The organism is uncultured Gimesia sp., assembly GCF_963976445.1.
Lineage (GTDB): Bacteria > Planctomycetota > Planctomycetia > Planctomycetales > Planctomycetaceae > Gimesia.
Map to the genome: position 1 here is coordinate 128,993 of NZ_CAXBKP010000015.1, position 26,987 is coordinate 155,979.

Genomic DNA, 26,987 nt, shown 5'->3' on the forward strand with positions numbered 1-26,987 from the left:
CTCAGGCTGCCGAACAATGGGAACACCAGGTCTCCTTAAAGAGAGACCCAGTTTCCGCTTCGATTGCTTTCTACGATTGCCTCGATCACCTGCATGTTCCCAATCGCATCTTTCAGGGGAGTGGGGACGGGGGTGTTATTGAGAATTGCCTGCGACATCAGATCTCCCTGAATCGTGTACTGACTACAGAGCTCCAGTTCAATCTCTTCAATCTCATCTCCTGTCTGCAGCCAGATCTTGCAGGGACGATCGATGGGTGCATTAAACGGAATTTCGATTTCGATGCGGCCCGTCGTTCCATGAATGTGGACACGCTGATACGGATTGAGCTGCGTTGAGCAGGTAAATGTCGACGTCCCGTTTCCAAAGTCCAAAGTGGCAGAGGCCAGATGATCTGTGCCAAGCCTTTTGTCATATTCGGCAATCCCCGAAACGCGCTGGGGCTCGGCACCGAAAATAAACCGCGATAGTGAAATTGGATAACAGCCAATATCCATTAAGCCACCCCCGCCTAAGTCACTTTGATTGCGGATGTTTTGTGGGTCGTCATTAAAGTAGGAGAAAAAGGATTGGATCGTGCACAGGGTTCCAATCTTGCCTTCCTGCACCAGATTTTTCGCCAGTTGCCACTGAGGGTGATGCCGGAACATGAAGGCCTCCATCACCTTCAAATCCGGATGTGCGGCGGCACAGTCAAGAAGCTGCTGCCCTTCCGTGGCAGACAACCCGATAGGTTTTTCGCAGAGCACATGTTTCCCGGCTTCGATGGCTTTGATCGACCAGGGAACATGCATGTGGTTGGGCAGGGGGTTATAGATTGCATCAATATTCGGATCTGCCAGCAGTTCTTCATACGAACCATACGCATGGGGAATGCCTAATTCCGTAGCGACCTGTTGTGCCCGCTCCAGATTGCGCGATGCCATCGCGGTCACTTCACAAAACTGGCCTCTTTGCATCGCAGGAATCACCTGTAGTGTTCCAATTTTTGCTGTGCTCAGAATACCCCAGCGGATTTTATCGCTCATGTGATGCCTACTATTGATTATTCGTCGTAGAAGAGGGGATGAGAAGAAAGAAAACCGTCTTGATCAGTGTGAAAGGATGCTGAACTGCGGGGTTCATGCCTTGAGTAGGCATAAACCCGAAGTGGTTTCTTCTAATGACGAGAGTATAGCCAATTCGTACCCACCAATACAGGGTAGAAGCGGAATTAAATCACCGACTTGCATGCTGTCAAAATGGTGTCAAACGAATTTGGCTGCAAGCAGAACTTGCGTTATCAGGATGACTTCGGAGGATCTCCCTCTAATGCAAAATCAGCGCTGTCAGCCCCCTCTTCGGTCACCATAATTTCAAGCGTTGATTCCGAATTGTATTTTGTGGGAACGACCTGCTCACGCACATTAACCACTTCACCCGGATTGTCTTCAGTGGTCTTGCCGGGGACTTCCTTCATGGATTTGATTTCGACTTTCTTTTTTCCGGCTTCTGTTTCAATGGAATAGGATCCGTCTTTGATTTTGCCAGCATAGGCATGTCCCTTCCCATCTGCAGCGCGGAAGATAATATCTCCCTCAGGCAGTGGGTCGCCATTCAGGGTGATGTTTCCGGATACCGGAACCAGCTTAGGGCCATCGGAGTTACCTCCACAGCCAGCCAGCACAGAGGTGAGGAAAAACAGAGTGGCGCAACAAAGGAATTGATTGATCAATGGTTTCATTGAAGTCTTCTTTCAACGTTGAATCATTTAGTGAAATATACCAGGCTTTGTTTCACGGTGTCAGCGATCCCACGCACCTGATCAAACTCCGTTTGGTCAGGTGCGCATGAATCAAGGCGTCTTTAGCTCAGGCGACAACCGAATGTTCTAGAGAATGAGGGCAGGATTCTCTGCTCACCATTCTCCGGTGACCTCATTACCTCGTCGGGTTCCCAGGTTTTGGAACAGGGTGCGATCAATGTTCGAGCTAACAAAGCGTACTGAAGCATCAGCGAGTGCGACGTGTACACCTCCGGTGTGGTAGCTTCTTGCGAAGTTTCTGGGTGAGTTGTAGTTACTCTGGCTTGAACAGGGTGAGTTTGGGAAGGTCTCGCTCTTGCAGGAGTAAACTTCATCGGGGAGTGATGTATTGGGTGGCTCAAGAGTCGTGAAACCGAATCCACCCCCAGTACCACCTCCCCAGTAGCCACCTGCGGCCCCCCAGCCCCCACCGCTATTGCCACGGATGATCGTCTCACTGAGGAATAAAGTATTCGTTGTACCATCCACAATGTCACGCATTCTATGACTGGATTGAGAGTAGAAGATTCCACCGGGATCAGTTCCGTTGGTAATAGGCTGATCACCGGCACAGACGACATAGCTTCCTTGGAATCCACGTCCACCAGAACGTGTGCCACCACCTCCACCAAAGGCGGGGTGTGATGCTTCTGAGGGACACATTAAAACAGTAAGCGTCTTATCTTTGAGATCCACAGGGGTGTCCATTACCCACTGTCCTTGCCAGCTCATGTATTGATTGTACATGGGGGCCTGTTCAATATAGGGAAGAATTTGTTGCATCCAGGTGTCCCGTCTGTGAAATGTCCCTGTACTCATCACACCGTACGGAAAAACACTATGTGTGTCATGATAGTTATGCAGCGCTAAGCCGACTTGCTTAAAATTATTCTTGCAAGACGACCGGCGTGCTGCTTCACGGGCTTGCTGCACTGCCGGTAACAATAATGCGATAAGAATTGCAATGATGGCAATCACAACCAGTAATTCAATGAGCGTGAAGCCGTGTTTTCTTGAGCACGAATTTTTTTGCATGATTCAGAACCTTTTAAAAAGAAGATTAATATACATATAACGTAAATTTTAGAAATAAAATACAAATGGCAAGCAAGTCCTCAGAATTCCATCTGGTAGGTAGAGAAAAAAAGATACTTGCAACACCCTGATAAGAACGCGATCGAAATCGTTTGAACAATCTGATCAGATATCGCAATTTTTTAGTACAGTATTTTCAAATCCTGGTTTCAGGTACACCTGCTGCAAATAGGGTAGGATTTACTTTACTCATTAATAAAATTGAATCCAGCTGAAATTCTAAATAAAAGTAAAAATCATGGGGATACCGCAGGATAATCAGTGGGGCATTTTGACGGTGCGAGAATTTATACTAACTCCAATCGCTAGAATGACCTAAGGCGAGAGACCTCTTGCAAGGGTGGAATTAGCAACGCTCCTCATGTCAGGTTGATGTCGCGGGGTCGCTGCAGGCAAAGCTTTCGACTTCAAACGGGAAGCGATTCATGTGGCCCTTGGTTTCATATTTTCAGACGCCGTCTTTGCCATCAATTTCAACCGAGCTTCTCAAGCGGCGATGTGTTTGGGAAAGCTGCCTTTGGTTGTCTCCCAATTTAGCGAATGGATCCCAGTTATTAATGAATCGATACACTGACTGAATGAGAAAATTCGTCGTCAGGAAGAAAGTACGTGCGTGTTTCTTCTGGGTAAGTATGCCGGGAGTCCGTTAAACCGTGACCGACCCAACACCTCTATACTACCCATTAACCCATACTTGGCAAGATCGCATTGAGCCCACTAATCCAGATATCTGTGTCCTGACTGGGATTGATGAAATCCGTGCGGGTATGACTGGCCATCAGAGTGTAAGGTTTTGTGCAACTCATGCACCCTTACTATTTGGTCAGTAGTTCTCGGGGAGGGAATTGCTTGAAGTTCTGTTAGATCATTTTCTGCAGTGTTTTTTGGCTGTCCCCATTATTGAGAATTTCTAATCACCTGACTCCCGACTCCAAGAAACTTACGGCTATTCGTCTGGGAATGGATTGCTTAGTTTTATTCATACTTCTATTCTTTCAGCTGATGATGGGGTTTCTTCTCTGAAGCTCAGGTAAAAAGTCCGCTTTGACCGTCGGTTGCCACATCTAACTCAGAGGCTATTCCTGCTTTTGGGGGTGTGGTCTTGCTCGAAAGGTCTTATCAGGTATATCAAAATGGATCGTTTTCAGTTTCCAAAATGGACAAATGCAATTGTGCCAGTGCTAGGTGCGCTGGGCGGAATCGGTATGCTGTACGTGATTGGGATGGTTGCTTATGGAGCAAGTCCTGAAACGACAGACGTCGGTTATCAGCCCAAGCAGCCGTTGCCTTTCAGTCATGCACTGCATGCGGGCAAGCTCAAGCTGGATTGCCGCTATTGTCATAACACGGTCGAAGTTGCCGGGCATGCTGCCATTCCTCCGACTTCAACCTGTTTGAATTGTCATAGTGGCGCCGATGCCAATGGCGTTGTGAACACGGTTGCCGTTCATTCTACCAGTACTAAGCTGGCTCCCATTCGCGAGAGTCAGGCAACTGGAAAGTCGATGCAGTGGCGGCGTGTGCATGACTTGCCTGATTATGTTTTCTTTAACCATAGTGCTCATGTTCGTCGTGGCGTGAGTTGTGTTGCCTGCCATGGTCGGGTCGACAAGATGGAAACAGTGACTCAGGTAAAGCCATTAAGCATGGGTTGGTGCTTGGAATGCCATCGAAATCCTGAGCCGAACCTTCGTCCACCCGAGTTTGTTACAAAACTTGACTGGGAGGCCGAGGGAAATCCGCACGAAGTGGGTAAAAAAGTTCGTGAGGAACTGAATTTGAATCCTTCTACTAATTGTTCTACGTGTCACCGCTAAGGGGTTCGGTTGTGGATAAAAAGTATTGGCGAAGTCTGGGAGAGTTGCATTCCACGCCGGAGTTTGAAGAAATTTTGCATCGAGAATTTCCAGTAGCTGCGTCCGAATACCCCGAAGGGGTCTCGCGTCGGCGTTGGATGCAGTTAATGGGCGCGTCTGTTGCTCTGGCTGGGGTTTCAGGCTGTCGCTGGGAAGATGAAAAAATTTCTCCGAGTGTGTCACGCCCGGAAGGCATGATTCCCGGTAAACCACAAAAATACGCGACATTCATGGAGTTGGGTGGGCAGGCTGAGAGCCTGCTGGTAACCTGCCTCGATGGTCGGCCGATTAAAGTGGAAGGCAATCCCGATTCGCCACAAAGCAAGGGAGCTTCTACTGTTTTTGCACAATCAGAAACCCTGTCTTTATACGACCCCGACCGGGCCGTCGGTGTTGTCGAGCGCAAAGGCGGTACACGTTACACTCGCGACTGGCAGACCTTTCTTGAATACTCTGATACTGTGCTGGGTCAGGCACAAAAGGACGGCGGCGCCAAGTTACGGGTGCTGGCTGATGTGAGTTCTTCGGCTGCCAGAAAGAATCTTCAGGAGAAGTTTTCTGCGTTATATCCGAAGGCACGCTGGTATGATTACACAGCCGACTCGCGTGATCATGTTTACGAAGGTGCCAAAATTGCCTTTGGTGAAGCGGTTCGTCCCCACTTCAATTTAACCAAGGCAAATGTGATTGTCTGCCTGGATGAGGATCTGCTGTCCGAGCATCCTGCATCGCTTCTGCACACACGCGAATGGGCTGCCCGACGCGACCCTGCTGCAGGACCAATGAATCGTCTGTATGCCGTTGAAAGTCGATTTACAACAACAGGGGCTGCCGCCGATCATCGTCTGCCAACTCGATCGGTTGACCTTGGCTATTTTCTGACGAAGCTGGAAGAACAGGTTCAACAGCGTTTGTCAGAAAAGCATGCGGAAGCAGAAAGTGACGATTATGCTGCGAAAGTATTAGCAGCCATGGCTGAAGATCTGGTTGCAAACCAGGGCTCCGGACTGATTGCCATCGGCGCGAATCAACCTGCCGAGCTTCATGCTCGTGTGAATAAACTGAATGAGCAGCTGGGTAATGTGGGAGCAGCAGTCCGGTATTCCAAAGAGCCGCTGGCACGTGATTTATCTTCCGTCGAAGCGTTAAGAACATTAACTGAAGAAATGCAGTCGGGTGCTGTCGAAACCCTGGTCATTCTGGGTGGAAACCCCGCCTATAATGCTCCCGGTGATATCGACTTTGTTTCCGCATTGGACAAGGTGCCCAACTCGATGCACCTTGGCGAGTATGAGGATGAGACCTCACTGTTGTGTAACTGGCATCTGCCCAAAACACATCCGTTTGAGCAATGGGGCGATGCTCGTGCTTATGACGGAACACTCTGTGTGGCACAGCCTTTAATTGAACCATTACACGACGGCAAATCAGAAGTAGAATTACTGGCAATTCTCTGTGGAGACAAACATCCGGTCGCGTTGGATCTGATCAAAGAATCCGTCAAAGGCTCACTGGATTCAATGACAGTGAATGCTTCATGGCGCCGGCTGGTACATGATGGCGTTTTAAAGGGAAGTTCACTGGCAGCAGTCTCGCCAAAAGTCAAATCCCTGCCTGCTGCCAAAATTGTCGAAGCAGCCAGCGAAGAAATGGAGCTGGTCTTTTACATCAGTCCGCAACTGCATGATGGCCAATTTGCGAATAGCGGTTGGTTACAGGAAACTCCCGATAACCTGACTAAGATTACCTGGGACAATGCTGCCCTGATTTCTCCCAAAACAGCCAAAGACCTTGGGGTTGAGTTCGGGTCAGTTGTAAAACTGATTCTGGATGACAAGTCGATCGAACTGCCCGTTTATGTTCTGCCAGGACAGGCACCAAATTCCATTGCGGTTGCTCTGGGTTATGGCCGCACGGCAGCCGGACTCGTTGGTGGCGACGTTGCCCGTGATGTGAAGCCTGTTGGCGAAAACATCGCGGCACTGCAGTCCCAGGCAGCCATGAATTTTGCTGGTGGCCTGAAAGTCGAAAAGACAGACAAAGAGTATGAGTTAGCCATTACTCAGGACCACCATGCCATTGATGCGGTTGGTGCAAACGAAGTTCAGGGACGCGTCGGCCAGCTCGTACGCGAAGGCGATCTCAGCGAATATGAAGCAAATCCTGATTTCGCGACAAAACGTACACATCACCCCCCTCTGGTCTCCTTATGGGATAAAAACAAAGAGGGCAAGCCTGCCTATCAAGAGCTTTCCTATGAAGGGCAAGCCTGGGGTATGTCCATCGACTTATCCAAGTGCATCGGCTGTAATGCCTGTTCCGTTTCCTGTCAGGCAGAAAATAATGTGCCTGTCGTCGGTCGTGAGCAGGTGCTTAACAGTCGTGAAATGCATTGGTTACGTGTCGATCGTTATTTTACAGGTGATGATGAAAACAACCCGGGTGTCGCTGTGCAGCCGATGTTGTGTCAGCAGTGTGAATTGGCTCCTTGCGAACAGGTTTGCCCCGTTGCTGCCACTGTGCATACCGATGAAGGTTTGAACGACATGGTTTATAACCGCTGTGTCGGAACCCGGTACTGTGCCAACAACTGCCCTTATAAAGTGCGACGCTTTAACTACTTCAACTTCAATAAGATTTACGAAGAGCCTCGCGGAAAATTGCAAGCTCTGGTATTGAATCCGGAAGTGACCGTGCGTCATCGTGGCGTGATGGAAAAATGTACTTACTGTGTGCAGCGTATTAAAGCAGTTCAGATCGAAGCCAAGAATGACCAGCGTCCGATCGAAGATGGTGAAATCGTAACAGCCTGTCAGCAGGCCTGTTCCGCGAAGGCTATTGAGTTTGGTGACTTGGCGAATGAAAAAAGTAAAGTCGCTCAGGCCCGTGCAAATTCTCGCTCATACACTGCTCTGTCCGAGTTGAACATCAAACCTCGGACGTCCTATATGGCCAAGATTACAAATCCTCATCCTTCACTGGCGAAACCTGCCAGCGCAGAGCATGGACACGGTCATGACGAGCAGCACGCAGAAGTGGGCACTGAGAAAGCCAACACTGAGAAAAAGTCAGAGAAACATTAGTCGAGACAATTCGTGACAGCAGGAATTTCTGTCACACGACGATAAGAGTGATTAACCAACCCTTTTGAATTTATAGAACAAAGATATCAAAAGCTATGGCTTCAGTAACATCAGAGCCAATTGACACAATAACCGAAGTTCCCGGCAAACGAACTCCGCTTGTGACTGGTGCCCACGACTATGGGACAATCACTGATGCGGTCTGTCGGCTGGCCGAGAGCAAGGCTTCCAAAACCTGGTATCTGGCATTAGGCTTTTCCGCGTGCTTAATGGGAATGTTGTTTGGTCTGATTGGATATTTGATTATTACCGGTGTCGGTGTCTGGGGTAACCGCAGTCCTGTCTTCTGGGGCTGGCCGATTGTCAACTTCGTGTTCTGGGTCGGTATTGGTCACGCTGGTACTTTGATTTCTGCAATTTTATTCCTGTTTCGTCAGGACTGGCGAACCGGAATCAACCGTGCTGCTGAAGCGATGACGATTTTTGCTGTGGTCTGTGCGGGTGTTTTCCCCGGGATTCACATTGGTCGCGTCTGGCTGGCCTACTGGTTATTCCCGATTCCCAACCAGATGTCGATGTGGCCGAACTTCCGAAGTCCGCTGCTGTGGGACGTGTTTGCTGTTTCGACTTACGCAACCGTTTCACTGTTATTCTGGTACATGGGCATGATTCCCGACCTGGCAACGTTACGGGACCGGGCAACCGGAAAAATTCAGCAGTTCGCATATGGTCTGTTTTCACTTGGGTGGAATGGTTCTTCGCGACACTGGCATCGCTATGAAAGAGCTTATCTGCTGTTGGCAGCACTCGCCGCACCGCTGGTTCTTAGTGTGCATACTATCGTTAGTTTTGACTTTGCTGTTTCCCAGTTACCGGGTTGGCATACCACGATCTTTCCTCCCTACTTCGTCGCAGGAGCCGTCTTCAGTGGTTTTGCGATGGTATTGACGCTGATGATTCCCGCGAGAAAAATTTGCGGCATTGAGGATCTGTTAACGAAGCGCCATCTGGAAAACATGACCAAGGTGATTATTGCCACTGGTACGATGGTGGGTTATGCGTATGCCATGGAATTTTTCATCGCCTGGTATGGTGGTAACCGCTACGAAACATTCGCCTTTATTAACCGTGCCTTCGGCCCCTATGCCTGGGCCTACTGGATCATGGTCTCTTGTAACGTAATCAGCCCGCAGTTGTTCTGGATTAAGAAAATCCGTACGACTCCCTGGATGATCTTTATTGTGTGTATTTTTGTGAATATCGGTATGTGGTTTGAACGATTTGTGATTACGGTCACATCCTTGAGCCGTGACTTCCTCCCTTCCAGTTGGGGGTATTTCAAACCAACCATCGTCGATGTTTTAATGTTAATCGGTAGTTTCGGTCTGTTTATGACTTTGTTCCTGCTCTTCTGTAAATTCCTGCCGATGGTAGCAATGGCGGAAGTTAAAAGTGTGATGCCTCGACCTGGTGGTCATGGCGATCACTAAAGGCGTGTCTGCGGGATAGCGGTCAGGTACAACTTACCTTCTTAGTTTGAATAAAAAGATTATGGCGACCACAATCGAACAACCTGTAAAAACAAAAGCAGAGCCTGAATTACTTGGGTTACTTGCCGAGTTCGATGATCCAAATGCGTTGATCGAAGCATCGAAGAAAGTACGCGATGCCGGCTACCGCAATTGGGACACGCACACTCCTTTCCCGCTACACGGGATTGATGAGGCAATGGGAATCAAGTGGACAATCCTGCCTTGGATCGTGGCCTGCTGCGGTTTAATGGGTGGCACAGTTGCAATTAGTATGCAATGGTATATGAACGCATACGATTACCCGTTTCTGATTAGTGGTAAGCCGGCGTTTAGTATCCCTGCCTGTATTCCGATTGTGTTTGAACTGTCTGTTTTATTAGCCGCCTTTGGTGCGTTTTTCGGGATGCTCGGGCTGAACCAGTTGCCGAAACTGTATAACCCTATCTTCAAATCTGATGCCTTTCGTCGTGCAACAAATGATCGCTTCTTTATTAGTATGGTTGCCAAAGACGCGAAGTTTTCCGAAATCGATACAGGCGAATTTCTCAAGTCGTTAAATCCCACGAATGTCGAAGAATTCTGGTCTGACGTCGAATCTCCCAAACTGCCTCGAAATCTGAAACTAGGCCTGAGTATTGTGGGTGTCTTGATGATCATGGGGCCCGCACTGATAGCATATGTACGCTCAACAAAATCGAATAAACCCCGGATTCATATCATTCAAGACATGGACTTTCAGCCTAGTCTAAAAGCTCAAAACACAACCAGCGTATTCTCCGATGGTCGCGAAATACGTCCGAATATCAAAGGCACGATTGCTCGCGGCCAATTTAAAGATGACAATATTCCCCTCTACTACGGGTTGAAATATCTCCCTGAAGATCAGAATGTCGTGCCAATCGCGGTACAGGATGAAAAGAAAAAAGACGCAAAACAAGCAGTTGAGAAGCAGGCGGATGCTGCAAAAACACCAGTAGCAAAGCCGGCGGCCACTGATGCCGCGGCTGCTGAAGCGAAAAGACTTGATAGCCTTCCCTGGATCACCGAGTTCCCCATGCCAGTCACTGAAAAAATGATGGCCCGCGGAAAAGAACGTTATCGGATTTATTGTTCTGCCTGCCACGGCCTTGGCGGAGACGGTGATGGACTTGTCACCTTAAGAGCGATGGAACTGCAACAGGGAACCTGGGTCAAACCAGCTTCTTATCATACAGAAAATGTGCGAAAGCTTCCCATTGGTCGTCTCTATAACACGATCACGAACGGCGTTCGCAAGATGCCCGCCTACGGATCACAAATTCCACCAGAAGATCGTTGGACCATTGTGTTGTATCTGAAAGCATTGCAGAAGAGTCGCCTGATTGATGCAAAAACAATTTCCGAAGAAGAAAAAAGAAAACTTCGGGACACCAAATAATAGAGTTATTTCCATAGGCAACTTGTTGAATTTAATCTCGTTGTAAAACAAGAAACGTTATGCATACTTCACCTGACACAAATAAAAAGATGACCGTTCAAACACTGGCCGAACTGGGGCCGCTGCCGATGAAGGTGGCGCTGGGCTGTGCTATCCTGCTGCCGGTAGCCTTTGTGTTAGGGCTGTTCAGCGAAAACGGGATGGAAAAGTTTGCCTTCTCGTACCTGCAGAGCACCTTCTTCTTTTTGAGCATCTCGCTGGGCGCACTGTTCTTTGTGATGATTCAGCAACTCACACGTGCTGGTTGGAGTGTTGTCTTACGCCGGTTATCTGAGTTTATCGCGATGGGCGTACTTCCGCTGGCCATACTCGTACTGCCGATCGTGCTTGTGACACTGGCCGGTAACGATATCTTATATCAATGGGCCAGTGCTAAGAATGTGGCTGAAGATCATCTGCTGCAAGCGAAAGCCCCTTATTTGAACGGTGGCTTTTTCGCACTCCGCTACCTGATTTATTTTGGTTCGTGGATCTTTCTAGCCCGGTTCTTTTTAAACAAATCAGTCGCTCAGGATGTGAACGGGGATCCTGAATTAACGTTGTTGATGGAGCGACGCAGCGGTCCAGGACTGTTGTTGTTTGCGTTCACCATCTCGTTTGCTGCCATCGACTTTATTATGTCGCTGGACCCCCACTGGTTCAGTACCATATTCGGGATTTACTATTTTGCCGCCGGTCTGGTCGGTTTCTTCAGCTTTCTGGCGATCAGCCTGATTTACCTGCGCAGCAAAGGTTTACTGCAGGAACCGGTTACCGTGGAACATTTACACGATGTGGGCAAGCTTTTGTTTGCGTTTAACTGCTTCTGGGCTTACATCGCGATTTCACAGTATCTGTTAATCTGGTATTCAAATATCCCCGAAGAAACTATCTTCTTCCTGCATCGCCAAGAGCATGGCTGGGGAATCATTTCACTGATCCTGGTTATCGGCCATTTTGCGATTCCGTTTGTGTTCTTTATGTCTCGCTGGATGAAGCGGAACCCCAAGATGCTGTTTTTCTGGGCCGTTTACTTGCTGGTGATGAACTGGATTGATATTTTCTGGCTGATAATGCCGAATGCAAAATTAGAGGGTGTCTCCTTCGGAATGATATTAGTCGATGTCTGTTGTACGATCGGGGTCGGCGGGCTTTATGTCGCTGGGTTACTGAAACTTGCCGGACAGACATCCGTCATGCCGGTAAGAGATCCGCGTCTGGAAGAGTCACTCAAGTTTCATAATATTTAATCACAGTCTGATCGAATTCGATCAGCGCCTTTTAAAATAAGAGAATAAACTATGTCCGGTCATAAAGCAGCCTATGATGATCTCGATACCACGATGATCGCTTATGTTGGTTTCGTCGGAACTGTCGTTACCTTTTTTCTGGTCTTCGCGATTGCCGCATTGGATCTATCGTTCGAAGAATCCGAAAACATAGAGAAGGTGATTCTGGTACCGGAGAAAAATGCTGATAGCATTCTGGCCAACCAGGCGGCTGCGTTAACCGAATATCGTTGGATTAATCAGGATAAAAATATCGTTGCCGTGCCCATTGACCGGGCCATGGAAATTGTTGTTCAAGAGGAACAAACCAAGCAGAAACAAGCCAAAACTAAAAGCCCATGAAATCATTTCAGTTCTTCATTCTGACGCTTCTGATCTGGTTATCCAGCGTGATGTCGGTCCAGGCGCAGCGTATGGAAAAAGCACCGAAAAGTATCGAGTCGCTGGATGTGGTTGAGCATCTGAAGAGTCCGTTGCCTTTGGGATTGGAGTTTCAGGACAGTTCTGGAAAACAGGTTAAGCTGGATGATTACTTTAAAAATAATCGCCCCGTCATCCTGTCCCTGAATTATTCGAATTGTCCGATGTTGTGTTCGTTACAACTGACAGCATTGGTGAGGGGTTTAAAAGAATTAGAGTGGTCTGCGGGTCAACAATATGAATTTTTGTCGGTAAGTATCGATCCGAAAGAAACCTATCAGCGAGCCAATTTAACAAAACAGAAATACTTCAAAGAATATAACCGTGCAGGAACAGCCGATGGTTGGCATTTTCTGTGTGGTAAACAGGCAGCAATTACAACATTAGCAGAGGCAATGGGAGTTCAGTACAAGTATATCGAGGAACGCCAGGAATATGCTCATCCAGCAGTTCTGTTAGTGTGTACTCCCGATGGGCGGATTTCCCGCTACTTGTATGGAGTGAATTTTCCAAAACAGACATTGAAGCTGGCTTTAGTGGAAGCGTCTGAAGGGAAAATTGGGACAACCATTGATCGTTTTTTACTGTTCTGTTTTCACTATGATGCAGACAGTGGTCGGTATGCACCGACGGCACGAAATATTATGAAAATTGGTGGATTTGCCACCGTCTTTATCTTAACGGTCGTTTTGATTCCCTATTGGCGGGGACGCAAAGGCAAGCAGGGTATTGAAACGGCGGCAAGTCAGACTATGGAAACGACAGAGGGGTCCTGAAACAGGAGTCTTCTAAGAAGTCGGTTTGTGTTTTAATCAGATTTGGTTAATACCTTAAATATTTTAACACTCAACAGTTGATTGTGTGAATGCAGATGAAACTATTCATCCCTAATTTATTAGCGAATGGCGAAGCCGGGTTTTGGTTCCCGACTCAAGGTTCCACGGTGGCAGAGAGCGTTGACTCTGTCTACTTCTTTATCCTGTATATCAGCACGTTCTTTTTCGTGTTGATTGTCGGTTTGATGGTCCTGTTTATGATCAAATACCGACATCGTCCAGGTGTGGAAGCAGAAGTAACGGCCACGCATAACCTGACACTGGAATTGTCCTGGTCGGTCATTCCGACTCTTCTGACAGTTGTCATGTTCTGGGTCGGGTTTACGTCGTATCTCGATATGCGAACCCCTCCCGCTTCTAGTTATGAAATTGATGTCGTCGCTAAGAAGTGGTCTTGGGCGTTCAAGTATCCGAACGGCTGGATCGAAAGCGAACTGCATATTCCCAAAGGGGAAAACGTGACCTTGACGATGGCTTCGGATGATGTAATTCACAGCTTGTGGATTCCCGCCTTCCGGACCAAGATGGATGTGGTTCCCGGCCGTTACACACAGGAATGGTTTAACGCCACCAAAGCAGGAACGTATCCGCTAATGTGTGCTGAGTACTGCGGTCAGAAACACTCGGAAATGGTCACAAAGGTGGTCGTACATGAGACCCGCGGCGACTTCGATAAATGGCTGCAGTTGGCATCTGACATTCATAAGAACAAGACCCCTGTTGAAGCGGGTGCCTATTTTTACAAAAGCCGTGGCTGTATTCAGTGCCATTCACTGGATGGAGTACCCAAAAATGGACCCTCGTTCAAAGACCTGTTTGGCAAAGAGCGAAAGTTCACAGATGGGACCTCTACGATTGCAGACGCAAACTATATCCGTAACTCGATTCTTGAACCGCAGTCCAAAATTGTGGATGGATTCCGACCGATTATGCCGACCTTCAAAGGGCAGTTAACGGACCAGGATATCACCGCAATCATTGCGTTTATCAAGAGTCAAAAGTAGCTAACGTGATCCAATCACGAAAATAATAAGTGAGAACCCGTTTCTCGATTGTGTTTCCGGATTTTAAATCCGACCCTATTTGAATTTATTCAGGAGGCTGGAAGATGGCAACAGTAGTTGACTCCTCCAATCCAAAATCTAACTTTCCGATTCAATACCGCGAATTGAATTATTTAAATTGTTCGAAGGGCTGGAAAAGCTGGTTTTTCACCCTCGACCATAAACGCATCGGTATCATGTACCTGATCGGCGTGACCTGCGCTTTTTTCCTAGGTGGAATTTTTGCGGTCCTGCTGAGAACCGAATTGCTCTCGCCGAATAGAGTGCTGATGGGGCCTGATGCGTACAATCAGATGTTTACCCTGCATGGCGCCATCATGACCTTCCTGGTGATTATTCCGGGGGTCCCGGCAGCGATCGGAAATATTATTCTACCGGTGATGCTGGGGGCCAAGGATGTTGCCTTTCCACGAATGAATCTGGGGAGTTTTTATCTCTGGATGTTCGGTGCCGCGTTCTTTCTGGCGGCGATGGTCTTGGGCGGACTGGATACCGGCTGGACCTTCTACACACCTTATAGTATCACCAGCAGCACGGCTGTGATTACCGCGCTAATGGGGGTCTTTATTTTGGGATTCAGCTCGATCTTTACCGGGTTGAATTTCATTGTGACAATTCACACCATGCGACCACCGGGGATGACCTGGTTTAAGATGCCTCTGTTTTTGTGGGCTTTGTATGCAACTGCTCTGATTCAGATCCTGGCGACCCCCATTCTGGGGATTACCGGTCTGCTACTGATCGTCGAGCGCGCGTTTCACATCGGGATTTTTGATCCGGCTTTAGGCGGCGATCCGGTGCTGTTTCAGCACTTCTTCTGGTTCTATTCTCACCCGGCCGTATATGTAATGATCCTGCCGGCGATGGGTGTGGTCAGCGAAGTGATTGCCGTTCATAGTCGTAAACATATCTTCGGATACCGGTTCATTGCCTACAGTAGTATCGCCATTGCCATCTTTGGATTTTTGGTCTGGGGACACCACATGTTTGTCTCCGGTCAGTCCAAAATGGTCGCGGTGATCTTCAGTGGTATCACATTCAGTGTGTCGATCCCATCGGCTATTAAAGTGTTTAACTGGCTAACCACCATGTATAAAGGCTCGATTCGTTTCACAACAGCCATGTGTTACGGTCTGGCCTTCATCTTCATTTTCTCGATCGGCGGTTTAACCGGGCTGTTTCTGGCGACCCTGGCGACCGACATCCATTTGCACGATACCTATTTCGTCGTGGCTCACTTCCACTATGTGATGATGGGCTCCTCGCTCGTCGGACTGTTTGCTGCCGTCCATCACTGGTGGCCGAAAATTACCGGCAAAATGTTTAACGAGTTCTGGGGCCGGATTGCCTGCCTGGGTGTCTTCATGGGATTCAATCTGACATTCTTCCCACAGTTCCTTTTAGGAACACGTGGCATGCCCCGTCGCTATTACACGTATCTGCCGGAATTCCAAAACCTGCATATTCTGTCGACGATGGGAGCTTATCTATTAGGGCTGAGTTCGGCTTTGATGGCTGCCACATTGATCTATTCAGTCTACCGCGGTAAGAAGGCACCTGCCAATCCCTGGGGCGGGGCTTCTCTGGAATGGCAATGTTCTTCACCACCACCACATAATAACTTCGATCATCCTCCTCTGGCCGGCGATCCCTATGTTATGGAATCCGTAGTCTACAATGAGGAAATCGGAGGCTTCGTTCCCGTTGAATCTCAGGGGGATAACAAGGAATCTGTGACCGCATCAGGAGATAATGAAGTTTAATGAATACCGCGGCCACCAAGACAACAGACGAACATTCCGACAGCCACGATCATGAGCATCATGATTCCCGGTTGGCGCATCACTTCGATTCGCACCAGCAACAGTTTGACACCGGCAAACTGGGGATCTGGCTGTTCCTGGTGACAGAAGTGCTATTCTTCAGCGGCTTATTCGGATTTTACGCCGTCTACCGCTCTCTGCACCCCGAAGTCTTCCTGTATGCCAGCCAGTTTCTGGATACGACATTAGGCGCAGCCAACACCGTCGTCCTACTCTTCAGTAGTTTGACAATGGCGTGGGGCGTGCGTTGTGCTCAATTAGGTCAAACGAAGGGCCTCTTGGTTTGTCTGGTGACGACACTCGCCTGTGCCGCGATCTTTCTGGGTGTGAAGTCCTTTGAATACACTGAAAAAGCACACCACGGCCTATTGTGGGCGGGCATGTATCAGAGCCCCGAACATCATGAGGCGGAAGCTGCGGCTGCACCAGCAGCAGGTGGCGAAGCATCCGATCATGCACATGACGAGTCAGCAGCAGCACACGATGATCACAGTGATGATAGCCTGTTCGAAAAAACCAAACACACCCTGTCTTATATGACAACCGTGTTATGGACTATCATCTTGCTTTCCGGTGTGGCTTTGGGAGTACTCATCAAGAATCCCAACAAAAAAACGCTGGCAACCATCGCTGGCTGTTTCCTGGTCTCTGCGATGGGCATGCAGGTGGGCGCTTATGCCAGTATTGGCTATCACCATCTCGGACATGCAGAAAAACCAACCGATGAAGAAATTCTGATGGCGGAAACCGTTCCCGCAGAATATGCCAAGCAGAAAGAAAAAGTTCCTGAGCCTGAACTGGCGGGAACGTTCTTCAGTGTTTATTTCTGTATGACCGGCTTACACGCAATTCATATTATTGGCGGGATGATTGCCATTAGCTGGTTGATCGTGCGAACCGTACATGGTGCGTTTACCACATACTATTTCGGTGCCGTCGATTTTGTCGGCCTGTACTGGCACTTGGTCGACCTGATCTGGATCTATCTGTTCCCGTTATTGTATCTGATTAACTAGTCGGTATCAGTTTGATTTCCATCTATTAGCGAGGCCTTTGAGCTTCCAGCAGTTTTAAAATAAAGAGACGAAAGAATTCATCATGTCAGATCATGCTGAAAGTGGTGTTCAGACAGAAAACCCGCAAAGCTGCCACGTGCATATTGTGCCGATAAAAGTTCTGATCGGCGTGTTTCTCGCCTTGGTTGTTTTGACTATCGTCACTGTTGAAGCAGCTAAGTATGATGTCGGGGACGTCGATGTGATTGTCTCGATGGCGATTGCCACAGTCAAAGCATCACTTGTGGTCTTCATCTTCATGCACCTCTGGTACGACAAACCACTCAACCGGATTATGTTCTTTTTCTCAATAGTCTTCGCCGCTTTTTTTCTGTGCATGATTTTATTGGACTCCCATGCGTATGATAATTACGTGAAGGGATTCCAGCAGGATAAAACGCCCACGGTAGCACCGGCTTCTCCACCGGCGGCAGCACCTGCTAAGAAATAATGTTGAATCTGGTGGCGTGTTCGGCGAAAATAGAACAGTCAGCTTAATTGCCTGATTCGATATTTCTCAGTACATGTTTCTGCGCTTAGTACGTTGGCAGGTTATGATGTCTACCTTCCGGAGCCGCACAATTCGAGATCGACTCGCGATGTTATTTACATCCCGGGATCGGTTAAGCCAGAGAGATTTTGGCCTGGCGATTTTCCTGTTTACCCTGTCGGTCCTGTTTGTCGGGGGCTTGATCGCCTATGTCATCGTGCGATCAAACCTGGCGAAGACGTATGAACCAACGGCGCTCGTCATTCCTTCGGCTCTCTGGTTAAGTACCGTGCTGCTGGCTTTGGGAAGCCTTTCCATTCATCGGGCCTTGTCTTTTGTCCGTCAGGAAAAACAGCAGCAGTTTCGGAATTGCCTGAATCTCACGTTTTTGCTGGGTGGCGCGTTTTTTGTCATTCAGACATTGGGACTGATTCACGTGTTACGCCAGCACTCTGAAGTGATGCTTGTGCTGGACCAGGCCAAAAATGCGTATCACTATCCCAGCAGTTATGGCGTGCTGTTTTCCTTTGTGTTGCTGCACGCGCTACATTTTGTGGTCGCCTTCGGCATACTGGGGTTCGTGATCTATAAGGCGTATCTGTATCAGTACGATCATGAATATCATTGGGGCGTGCATGCCTGTTCGATCGTCTGGCATTTTCTAGGTGTGGTTTGGGTTTGCATGTTGCTGCTTTTCTGCTTTGTGGGATAAGTTGTTTCTCTAAAAAGCGTTACGCCTTAATTCTTCCTCTTGAGATCTGAATGCTTTCACCAATTCTGATCTAGCGCGGGATTCTCTATTTCCTCAGGTTACCGGGATTTATTAAAATAGAGCCCTGAGCATTTTGCTTTCTGAAAAATCATTTCAGGAAAAGTTCTGTTTCTTCTTTTGTTTGTTGTGATGCACCACTCCCCCCGTCAACTCGAATCCCAATCAGAAGAGGTGGAACGTCGCTCCAGCCTGTTCCGCATGGTGCTGGAATCTGTGGTTTCACTGGCGATCGCCGTGATTCTTTTCAGGACCTTTCAGGCGGAAGGTTACATGATTTCAACGGGCTCCATGGCGCCTTCTCTATTGGGTTATCATAAACAGGTGAAATGCCCCCGCTGCGATTTTTCCTTCACCTACGGCGTGGCCTATGATGATTCTGTTTCGGGGAATCGGTTTCAACCACAGGGACATTCCCACGGCGAGGCTCTGCATCAATCCGGTCACTATGCAACCTGCCCTAACTGCAATACTCACTCCATCGATTTAGCGAACGTTCCACGAAATGAAGGGGACCAGCTACTGGTCTTCAAGCACGCTTACTATTTGAAAGGTCCCCAGCGATGGGACGTCGCCGTTTTTCTGAATCCTATTAAACCAACTCAGGCGTATGTCAAACGCGTCGTCGGTTTGCCCGGTGAAGCCGTGCAGGTCAAGCAGGGAGACCTGTATATCGATGGCAAGATTCAGCGCAAGAACTTACAAACACAACGCGCCGTACGCTTGCTCGTGCATGACCACCACTATCAACCAAAGCACGATGATTTCTTTCTACCCCGGTTTATTCCGGTTGAAGAGCCGATTGAAGAGAATGAGCAGGCACGCAGCAATCATCAACCCTGGATGCCTGAATCAGAGGGTTTTGTGTATGATGCCAGTGGTGGCGATCCAATGAGTTCAGCGACTCCGCAGCAATGGTCGTGGGTGAAATATCAACACTGGATGCGGCAGGGGGGACGGTATCTCACAACGGTGTCACTGGAAGCGTGGCCTGAAGAGATTGAACCGCCGGAGCCTGTCCTGGGACCCATTCAGTTTGATCCGGAAAAAAAACAATTAAGCTGTCGAGGCGCAATGACATCTGAGGACTGCCACCGTTTTCTGGATCAGTCCGAAGATGATGATTTCCGTTATGCGGTTGCGTTGCTGTATGAGAAATCTCACGTGGCTCCGGTGCTCGATCATTATGCCTACAATTCAGGGTTGGAAAATCAGGAAGCGATTCCCGTTCACGATTGTCTGTTTGAATGCGATTTGAATGCTCGATCCGGACAGGGGCAGTTTGCCATTGAGATGTTCGATGGCCATCATCGATTTCGGAACCTGATCGATTTCAAGTCTAGACAGGTCAGTCTATTTGTGGATGACCAGGATCAGCCTGTGCGCACAGGCGGCCTGAACAAAACGCTGCAAGAGGAATCGATGCAGCTTGAGATGTCGATTATGGATCGTCAGGTTTTGTTCGCCATCAATGGTCAATTGATCTATCAACCTCTGTTATTCAGTGAGACGTCTGAGCCACGGGAAGCGATTCGGGGTCCCGTTCGGTTCGGTGCGAATGGTGGGTATTTTGAAGTGACCCAGTTGAAACTTTATCGTGACATTCATTATACGCGCGGGAAAGGCCTGCACGGCGTGGAAGAACCTTATGAGCTTGATCAGCAAAGCTATTTTGTACTGGGTGATAACAGCCCGGTTTCCCTGGACAGTCGGAGTTGGGCGGACGGGAAAGTCGAATGTAAATACTTACTGGGAAAGCCTTTTCTAGTGCATTTACCATCGAGGCAGGGGGAAGTGAAAATCGGCAGTCATGTGGGTCACATACGCATTCCAGATTTCTCCCGGATTCGCTATATTCATTAATATCAAATTTTACTATTTGCAGAAGATCTTTCCAAAATTGAGGAAAGAATTTCATAAATCAATCCAGGCAGCGAATCACCAGAACGGGCCGACATGCATCGGGACTGGTTTTCAGACTGACTAGGAATTCTTGGCAGGTTGTTTGTTATGACAAAAAAAGCAGATAAGACAAAAAGTAAAAAAGATCTGACCAAACAGACGGAACCTGCGAAGGTGGAGAAAGAGCAGACCCCGGGGCGGCACAATGAACTGCGGGATACGATCGAGTCGATCATCATCGCACTGGTTTTTGCGTTTGTCTTTCGCGCCTATTCAGCCGAAGCCTTTGTGATTCCGACCGGCTCGATGGCACCAACGCTGTATGGTCGCCATAAAGAATTACACTGTGCTGAGTGTGGTGTGAAATATGCCGTGGGGGCCAGTGATGAGCTGGTGGAAAAATCGGACTACTATATTCCGTCCAATAAAGTGACCGGCGCGTACTGCCCGAACTGCCGCTATTTCACTGATCTGCGAGAGGCGATGCCATTCACCGGCGATCGGATTATTGTGAATAAGTTTCCCTTTGATTTTGGTGACCCCAATCGCTGGGACGTGATCGTCTTCAAATACCCAGAAGCGTCACAAACAAACTACATCAAACGGCTGGTCGGATTGCCCGGCGAAGAGCTCCAGATTTCCCGGGGCGATGTATATGCTAGAAAAAACGAGAAGGATCCGTTTGTCATCCTCCGGAAGGATAATCTGGAGAAACAACTGACCGTTCAACAACTGGTCTATGATGATGACTATCCGCCGCGCGAGATCCTGCAGTTTGACTGGCCAGAACGCTGGTCTCCCATGCGCCAGGTCGCCCCAAATGAGACAAAATTTGAGGGCTTGAACGAGTCGGCCTGGGAAATAGATCGTGAGTCGCGTGCGTATCAGTATCAGGGGAGTGCTGTGGCGGCAGATGAACAAAAACTGGAATGGCTGCGATATCAGCATTTGGTTCCTCGTCAATCGGAGTGGGCGTTGCTGCAGGAGAATCCAGAATTATTCAAACAGACGATGGCATCCTCACCGCCACAACCACGCTTAATCGGCGATTACACTGCTTACAATAATTATTCGGGAGGATCTCCGAACGGTTCATTTATGTACGATGCTGCGTTCTGGGTTGGTGATTTGACACTCAATTTCGATGTCGAGTTCCTAACAGAAGGGGGAGAATTCTTTGTCGAACTGATGCGTGGGGACCGCCACTATCGGGTCCGCTTTGATCTGAAGACAGGTCTCGCAAAACTATATTACGTGGAAGACTTTCCGAACCCGGAGCCGGTAGAAACTGAATTGACATCGATTGAGACAGAAGTGAGAGGCAAAGGCTCGTACTCCCTGATGTTCGCGAACGTGGATCAGAGGCTCTGTCTCTGGGTTGATGGGACCGCCCTTGATCTGGGAACCATGTCTCAATACCAGCCGCCTGTTTCGCCCGCACCTCGAGATGGGGACCTGGCTCCCGCTGGAGTGACGGGCCGCGGGGCTGATTTTGTGATTTCGCATTTGTATCTACAGCGCGATATTTATTACCGCGCAGATGAGTATTATCAGAACCAGGAGTATTCCGGAGATCGGCGGCACCTGTGGGAGTTACTTTCGGAACCGGCTGCCTGGAGTCGTCAATATGAAGACCATCGGCAGCAGGTTCGATTCGCGAAAATGTCGGACGAGGAATTTTTTGTGCTGGGAGACAATTCTGCCCGCAGTGCCGACAGCCGCCTGTGGGGTAATGATCGCGAGGCCGAGCGACGGCATGCAGTACCCCGTTCCGCACTGGTCGGGAAAGCGTTCATGATTTACTGGCCACATGGAATTCCGTTTATGAATGATGGCCATGGTTACTCGCCCAATGCGGGGCCGTTAAAGAAGTTTTTCTATCATCAGACCTCACCAGGGCACTACCCCAAAGATCCCTATGCCAAGCTGGCTGTTCCCTTCTATCCTAACTTTTCCAGGATGAAACGGATTCGATAGTCGCCTATTCTGCTGGAATGGGATGGCAAAATCGATCTTAAGCAGATTCATTGATTTTGCTAGAATACACTTAATGAGTCTTCAAGAAAACGGATTCGTCAAGGAGGACGTATACGATGGCATTGCTGGAATGTGTGGGCCTGGTCAAAGATTACCCCGGAAAACGCGCCGTAGATGGTGTTGATTTTTATGTGGAACGCGGCGAAATCGTCGGTCTGCTAGGACCTAACGGGGCAGGCAAAACAACCACGTTCCGGATGGCATGCGGCATGGTTGCTCCGACAAAAGGGCGTGTCTATCTTGAAGGGACCGATGTCACCAGCTGGCCGATGTATAAACGGGCACGGCAGGGTATGGGCTATCTGCCCCAGGATGAAAGCGTGTTTGTCAAGCTTTCGATTGAACAGAACATCTACGCCATTCTCGAATTCCTTGACCTGTCTCGCAAACAGAGACACGAGACCGTTGACCATCTGCTCGATCAGTTTGGTTTGACGGCGAAGCGGAAGCAGATTGCCTCGACCCTCTCAGGGGGAGAGCGACGACGGTTGGAGATTGCCCGCTGCCTGGCCAGTTCTCCTGAACTAATTTTACTGGATGAACCATTTACCGGTATTGACCCAGTCACGATTCATGATATCCAAGACATCATTGCCGATTTGCGTGATAGTGGTATTTCCATTCTGTTAACAGACCACCGCGAGCGTGAGACATTAACGATTACCGACCGCAGTTACATCATCAGCGCTGGGCAGGTACTCGTCAGCGGCGATGCAGAGACGGTACTCAGCGATGAATCGGCGCAAGCGTTGTACTTTGGTAAGCGGTTTGACAAAGGGTCCATTATCGAAGGGCGTGAAGCCTTTGGAACCCGTGCTACTGAACGGGATGCCGCTTAGGATTCGCTTCGATAACGCCCGGGTTGCCATTTGAGGGCCGCTCTTCCGATACACATCGAATCGGTCAGACGATCCATACAGATGCCAGCAGCCGGCAGTAGAATCAGGGCGCCTTCCTCCACGGGAGCATAACCGTTTTCTTCAACGACTTCGTCCAACCGGGCCAGAATTGTGGGAATCGTTGATGAAATGGAGTTACCGTAATTCGGCAGATTGTTGAGAAAATCAGCCTGAATTGGAATTTGCCGTGCCGCTGCAATCATGGCTTTTAACAATTTGCCACTTGGCTGATGCGGGGCAATCAGGATCCGGTCTGCGGTGCCTGCAACTTGCTCATACGATTTGAGACACGCTTCGAGCATCAGGTCAACGCCATTCAGGAAAACGGACTCACCATCCATGTGCATGACCAGCTTATGCTCGGGCTGACCTCGGAAGTCGTACATGTCTCCCTGTTCGGTCCAGAATAATGGAACGTCTTCTTTTCTGCGTTCGGCGGGAATATATTCGGTCGCTGTTTCTACATGTAGCAGAGAGTGACCGGGACCACGCCAGAGCGTTGTGCCGGTGGCACCTGCTGAAACAATTCCACAGAATGCCTTGTCAGAAGAGTCATGCCAGTGTTCGGGTGTTTCCACAGTCAGCAAGGGGATGTGCACACCCTCTGGTTGATCTTCCAGGAGTTGCGTCGCGCGGTTCAGAAGTTCGACGAAACCGACACACCCATAGCTTAACGCAATAAATTTTTCTGGTGGAATACCCAGCTTCTCGGCGAGCTGATCACATAACTGGCGGGCCGACTGATTGTTCGTATGAGAATGACAGAGCAGAATTGCCGGGCATTCAGCCCAGTCAAAGCCAACCGTCAACTGAAGTTTCTCGGCGATGGCAGTCGCGATATCAATTGGTGAGAGGTCTAACTGAAGCAGTCGACGTGTCTCGATCCCAGTTGAACGGCTAATCGCTTTGACGCTAGAAAAGCCCGCAGAGACCCCCTGATGAGATAGTGCGTAAACACTCTCATTATCCAATAGCTCAAACAGGTCAGTATGATCCGCCAGATCTACTAACTCCGTTAGTGCAAGTCCATTATTCTGCATAAATTAATCCCAACCTAACTATTGCAGAAAGGGAATCCAAAACCCCGCAATCGTCTGAGTATGTGCAACATTTACCTAAAGTGCAATTGAATAGAAATAAATGAGAATAAAATATTAATAAGTCAAAATAAAGGGACACGGTCAGATAGTTTCTCACATCATTAACGATATTGCGATGTGTCAAATTGTTCAGAGGTTCCAGGAGAGTAACGCCAATAGGGTCATGAGTCCGCCCATGATAATAATCGCCGTGAAGAAAAAACGGATCGAACGCCGAATAATCACCTGTGGGATTTCGTAACGTGTGGCGTTATAGACCAGGCTGATCACCGCCAGGAGCGGAATCAGGTAAACTACGGCATTAACCTGATTCGCTAATAGAAGTGGGATCAACATGATGTAGGGCCTTTAACTGATCAAAGGGGGGACGAATAGTGTGTGCTTCAAAGGGGATCGGTTTACTTAAGGTTTTGGGTCTGCCACCGGTTTTTTCTGAGGGGTGGCTTCTTCCTCATCACCTCTCCCATAGGCGGGACCTTCAAATGCATCCCAGATCACAAGCAGATTTAACAGTCCGGCGATCCAGGTAAAAACGACGGCAAATTCATACCGCTTTCCAAGTTTTTTATTGATATCATCAAGCTCTCGATTGCTCAAAGGCATTTCAAACCAGTTTAGAAAGGGCCTGGGAATCGAACCTTCAATATGACCGGTGTCAGTTTCCCGTCCATTCACTTCACGCACGACAGCACATTCCAGTGCCCGTTCTTTGTCTCCACCTAGTGGTAAGCCAATACCGACCGGATCCGAAAGATTCAGAGGGGAAATGGGTTTGTTGTCCAAAGTCCCTTCGAAGGTGCCGGTAATTGCGGTACCGAAATCACTGGGAACGGTTTTTAGCTTGATATAGCCTTCCAGCTCGCCGCTGATGTTTTTACCATCATCGCCTCGATCCAGCAGTGTCCCTTTGAAAGGTGCTTCCAAAGGCATTTCCATGCGATACGGGTGCGATTCAAAGTAGTTGGAATCAACATCATTTCGTGCGAGATTTGAGGGCGAGACCAACTTATTATAGCGTGATGTCTGAACCAGTGCCGGAATCGCGGGTAACCCCACACCAACTTGTGCAAAATAACCGAGAGTCCGTTTTCCTGGCTGTGACTGGTAGTACACTGTTTTCCAGTCGCCTAATGCCATGCCACAAAAAAAAGTGCTCAGAATGCAGAAACAGTAGATGGCCGCTTTAAAGGTTCGCCCCTGATAGAAGTGGCCGGCGCCGGGAATCAAAAACGCTAAAATTGCGGCGATCACCGGATTTTTCAACTCAATTTTATTCTGACTGTCAGTCATTTCTGGATCCTCAGGGACTTCCGCTGTAAAGAATAAGTCAATGTATTTCGCTTCCCAGCGGTAAATCTTAGTCGTAAAGCTACCAGATCAGAAGAGCACTCTCTTTCAATACAAATCCTGGCACTAATTTAACAGGGAACAAAAGCATACTTGACGAAGCACTTAAGGGCTAGGCCAACCTGAAGTCTTTGCTATATCAAGAGTTGAGGCATTTGATTTAGCACAGAATCAGACTGGAGAATTGCCCTGACTTCTTCCAGGCTTATTGTCCCCCTTCTGCTCGATTTGACCACCAGGGAAGACCGATTCCCCCATCAATCGTAGTGGTGCCTCCGGTCATGTAGTCTGCATCTGAACTGGAGAGAAATGTCACAAGCTTGCCGACTTCATTCGGGCTTCCCAGTCGCTTCCAGGGAATATTTTCTGCACCGGCCTGAAGTTGTTCGTCTGTAAAGAATTTGCGTTCTCCCGGAGTATCAATCCAGCCGGGATGAACGGTGTTGACACGAATCTTATGTTCCGCGAATTCGATGGCCGCTGTTCGCGCCATATGGTCGATGGCCGCCTTGGCCATGTTGTAGGCTGCGGACGTAGGAATCGCAATGATGGCGTGCGGAGAACTGATGACAACGATCGAGCCACCTTTTCCCTGTTTGGTCATTTGGCTGGCTGCAGCACGAACACCAAAAAAAGCCCCCCACATCGTGACATCAATGGTTCGTTTGAAGCCTTCCATGTCGGCTTCCAAAATCAGTTCGCGGTCGCTGTAGGCGGAATTAGAAACAAACAGGTCGAGACTGCCGAATTCTTCTGCAACTTTCGAAACGGCTGCTTCGACAGATTCCTGATCGGAAACATCAGCCTGAATTGTGATTGCTTTTACACCGAAAGCGCGTGCTTCTTCTGCGGCTGCTTCAGCTTCTTCGGGATGAGATCGATAATTAATCGCAACGTTTGCCCCTGCTCTCGCCATTTCGATTGCGCATCCCCGACCAATTCCCCGGGAGGCGCCAGTCACGAGCGCATTTCGACCTTCCAGCTTCATTGTCCTTGTTCCTTCATTAATTGTAGCGTTAATAGAGTACTATGCGATTTGTTTTGATTCAAAACCACTGTGGGCTTGGACTTAGTTATAGCGATCTGATTCCCTTAGTGGTAGTCGCACCAATGACAGGAGACGTCAGCCGTGCCTGAGGAAAACACTTCTC

At 48.8% G+C, this 26,987-nt stretch carries 22 protein-coding genes; 15 read left to right on the forward strand and 7 right to left on the reverse strand.

The features are described from left to right. Positions 1 to 35: 35 nt before the first annotated feature. The 3 genes from AAC022_RS16945 to AAC022_RS16955 form a co-directional block, all read right to left on the reverse strand. Complete coding sequence (locus tag AAC022_RS16945) at positions 36 to 1,028, reverse strand: Gfo/Idh/MocA family oxidoreductase (protein ID WP_339732911.1); 993 nt, start codon at positions 1,026 to 1,028, stop codon at positions 36 to 38. A gap of 254 nt (positions 1,029 to 1,282) precedes the next feature. Beyond that, complete coding sequence (locus tag AAC022_RS16950; protein WP_339732914.1) at positions 1,283 to 1,723, reverse strand: hypothetical protein; 441 nt, start codon at positions 1,721 to 1,723, stop codon at positions 1,283 to 1,285. A gap of 174 nt (positions 1,724 to 1,897) precedes the next feature. Further along, complete coding sequence (locus tag AAC022_RS16955) at positions 1,898 to 2,818, reverse strand: DUF1559 domain-containing protein (RefSeq protein WP_339732916.1); 921 nt, start codon at positions 2,816 to 2,818, stop codon at positions 1,898 to 1,900. Between the two features lie 1,193 nt (positions 2,819 to 4,011). Between AAC022_RS16955 and AAC022_RS16960 the strand changes: the two genes are divergently transcribed. The 15 genes from AAC022_RS16960 to lptB all read left to right on the forward strand — a co-directional run bounded on the left by AAC022_RS16960 (position 4,012) and on the right by lptB (position 23,329). Continuing rightward, positions 4,012 to 4,695 carry a cytochrome c3 family protein gene (locus AAC022_RS16960; RefSeq protein WP_339732919.1) on the forward strand — a complete coding sequence of 228 codons (684 nt, stop codon included), beginning with the start codon at positions 4,012 to 4,014 and terminating at the stop codon, positions 4,693 to 4,695. Between the two features lie 11 nt (positions 4,696 to 4,706). Next, positions 4,707 to 7,817 carry a TAT-variant-translocated molybdopterin oxidoreductase gene (locus AAC022_RS16965; RefSeq protein WP_339732921.1) on the forward strand — a complete coding sequence of 1,037 codons (3,111 nt, stop codon included), beginning with the start codon at positions 4,707 to 4,709 and terminating at the stop codon, positions 7,815 to 7,817. A gap of 95 nt (positions 7,818 to 7,912) precedes the next feature. Continuing rightward, the gene (nrfD, locus tag AAC022_RS16970) at positions 7,913 to 9,307 is read left to right on the forward strand and encodes an NrfD/PsrC family molybdoenzyme membrane anchor subunit (protein ID WP_339732924.1); all 1,395 of its coding nucleotides are present in this window, start codon (positions 7,913 to 7,915) and stop codon (positions 9,305 to 9,307) included. A 61-nt stretch (positions 9,308 to 9,368) separates the two neighbouring features. Next, the gene (locus tag AAC022_RS16975) at positions 9,369 to 10,766 is read left to right on the forward strand and encodes a quinol:electron acceptor oxidoreductase subunit ActD (protein WP_339732926.1); all 1,398 of its coding nucleotides are present in this window, start codon (positions 9,369 to 9,371) and stop codon (positions 10,764 to 10,766) included. Positions 10,767 to 10,825: 59 nt separating this feature from the next. Continuing rightward, positions 10,826 to 12,055 carry a quinol:cytochrome C oxidoreductase gene (locus AAC022_RS16980; RefSeq protein WP_339732928.1) on the forward strand — a complete coding sequence of 410 codons (1,230 nt, stop codon included), beginning with the start codon at positions 10,826 to 10,828 and terminating at the stop codon, positions 12,053 to 12,055. Between the two features lie 51 nt (positions 12,056 to 12,106). After that, positions 12,107 to 12,436 (forward strand): hypothetical protein, encoded by a 330-nt coding sequence (locus AAC022_RS16985; protein WP_339732931.1) that lies wholly within the window; start codon positions 12,107 to 12,109, stop codon positions 12,434 to 12,436. Beyond that, positions 12,433 to 13,290 carry an SCO family protein gene (locus AAC022_RS16990; RefSeq protein WP_339732933.1) on the forward strand — a complete coding sequence of 286 codons (858 nt, stop codon included), beginning with the start codon at positions 12,433 to 12,435 and terminating at the stop codon, positions 13,288 to 13,290. The genes AAC022_RS16985 and AAC022_RS16990 overlap by 4 nt, the downstream gene beginning before the upstream one ends. A gap of 95 nt (positions 13,291 to 13,385) precedes the next feature. Beyond that, positions 13,386 to 14,354 carry a cytochrome c oxidase subunit II gene (coxB, locus tag AAC022_RS16995; RefSeq protein ID WP_339732935.1) on the forward strand — a complete coding sequence of 323 codons (969 nt, stop codon included), beginning with the start codon at positions 13,386 to 13,388 and terminating at the stop codon, positions 14,352 to 14,354. Positions 14,355 to 14,458: 104 nt separating this feature from the next. Further along, positions 14,459 to 16,177 carry a cbb3-type cytochrome c oxidase subunit I gene (locus tag AAC022_RS17000; RefSeq protein WP_339732937.1) on the forward strand — a complete coding sequence of 573 codons (1,719 nt, stop codon included), beginning with the start codon at positions 14,459 to 14,461 and terminating at the stop codon, positions 16,175 to 16,177. Then, entirely contained in the window at positions 16,177 to 17,253 is a 1,077-nt protein-coding gene (locus tag AAC022_RS17005; protein ID WP_339732940.1) for a cytochrome c oxidase subunit 3, read from the forward strand. Before AAC022_RS17000 ends, AAC022_RS17005 begins: the two co-directional genes overlap by 1 nt. An 82-nt stretch (positions 17,254 to 17,335) precedes the next feature. After that, the gene (locus AAC022_RS17010; RefSeq protein ID WP_339732942.1) at positions 17,336 to 17,743 is read left to right on the forward strand and encodes a cytochrome C oxidase subunit IV family protein; all 408 of its coding nucleotides are present in this window, start codon (positions 17,336 to 17,338) and stop codon (positions 17,741 to 17,743) included. Between the two features lie 148 nt (positions 17,744 to 17,891). Then, positions 17,892 to 18,494: a hypothetical protein gene (locus AAC022_RS17015; RefSeq protein WP_339732943.1), complete on the forward strand. Its 603-nt coding sequence runs from the start codon at positions 17,892 to 17,894 to the stop codon at positions 18,492 to 18,494. A gap of 189 nt (positions 18,495 to 18,683) precedes the next feature. Next, positions 18,684 to 20,414 (forward strand): signal peptidase I, encoded by a 1,731-nt coding sequence (lepB, locus tag AAC022_RS17020; RefSeq protein WP_339732944.1) that lies wholly within the window; start codon positions 18,684 to 18,686, stop codon positions 20,412 to 20,414. 147 nt (positions 20,415 to 20,561) lie between these two features. Continuing rightward, positions 20,562 to 22,430 (forward strand): signal peptidase I, encoded by a 1,869-nt coding sequence (lepB, locus tag AAC022_RS17025; protein ID WP_339732947.1) that lies wholly within the window; start codon positions 20,562 to 20,564, stop codon positions 22,428 to 22,430. Positions 22,431 to 22,546: 116 nt separating this feature from the next. Next, complete coding sequence (lptB, locus tag AAC022_RS17030; protein ID WP_339732948.1) at positions 22,547 to 23,329, forward strand: LPS export ABC transporter ATP-binding protein; 783 nt, start codon at positions 22,547 to 22,549, stop codon at positions 23,327 to 23,329. On the opposite strand, the gene AAC022_RS17035 is transcribed toward lptB, so the two are convergent. The 4 genes from AAC022_RS17035 to AAC022_RS17050 form a co-directional block, all read right to left on the reverse strand. Next, positions 23,326 to 24,429: a hypothetical protein gene (locus AAC022_RS17035; RefSeq protein WP_339732950.1), complete on the reverse strand. Its 1,104-nt coding sequence runs from the start codon at positions 24,427 to 24,429 to the stop codon at positions 23,326 to 23,328. The two genes, lptB and AAC022_RS17035, sit on opposite strands and share 4 nt — an antisense overlap. 189 nt (positions 24,430 to 24,618) lie before the next feature. Then, complete coding sequence (locus tag AAC022_RS17040; RefSeq protein ID WP_339732952.1) at positions 24,619 to 24,825, reverse strand: hypothetical protein; 207 nt, start codon at positions 24,823 to 24,825, stop codon at positions 24,619 to 24,621. 66 nt (positions 24,826 to 24,891) lie between these two features. Then, positions 24,892 to 25,779, reverse strand: a complete 888-nt coding sequence (locus AAC022_RS17045) for a DUF6677 family protein (protein ID WP_339732955.1) — start codon at positions 25,777 to 25,779, stop codon at positions 24,892 to 24,894. Between the two features lie 262 nt (positions 25,780 to 26,041). Then, on the reverse strand, positions 26,042 to 26,824 hold the full coding sequence (locus tag AAC022_RS17050) for an SDR family oxidoreductase (RefSeq protein WP_339732959.1): 783 nt from the start codon (positions 26,822 to 26,824) through the stop codon (positions 26,042 to 26,044). Positions 26,825 to 26,987 lie beyond the last annotated feature (163 nt).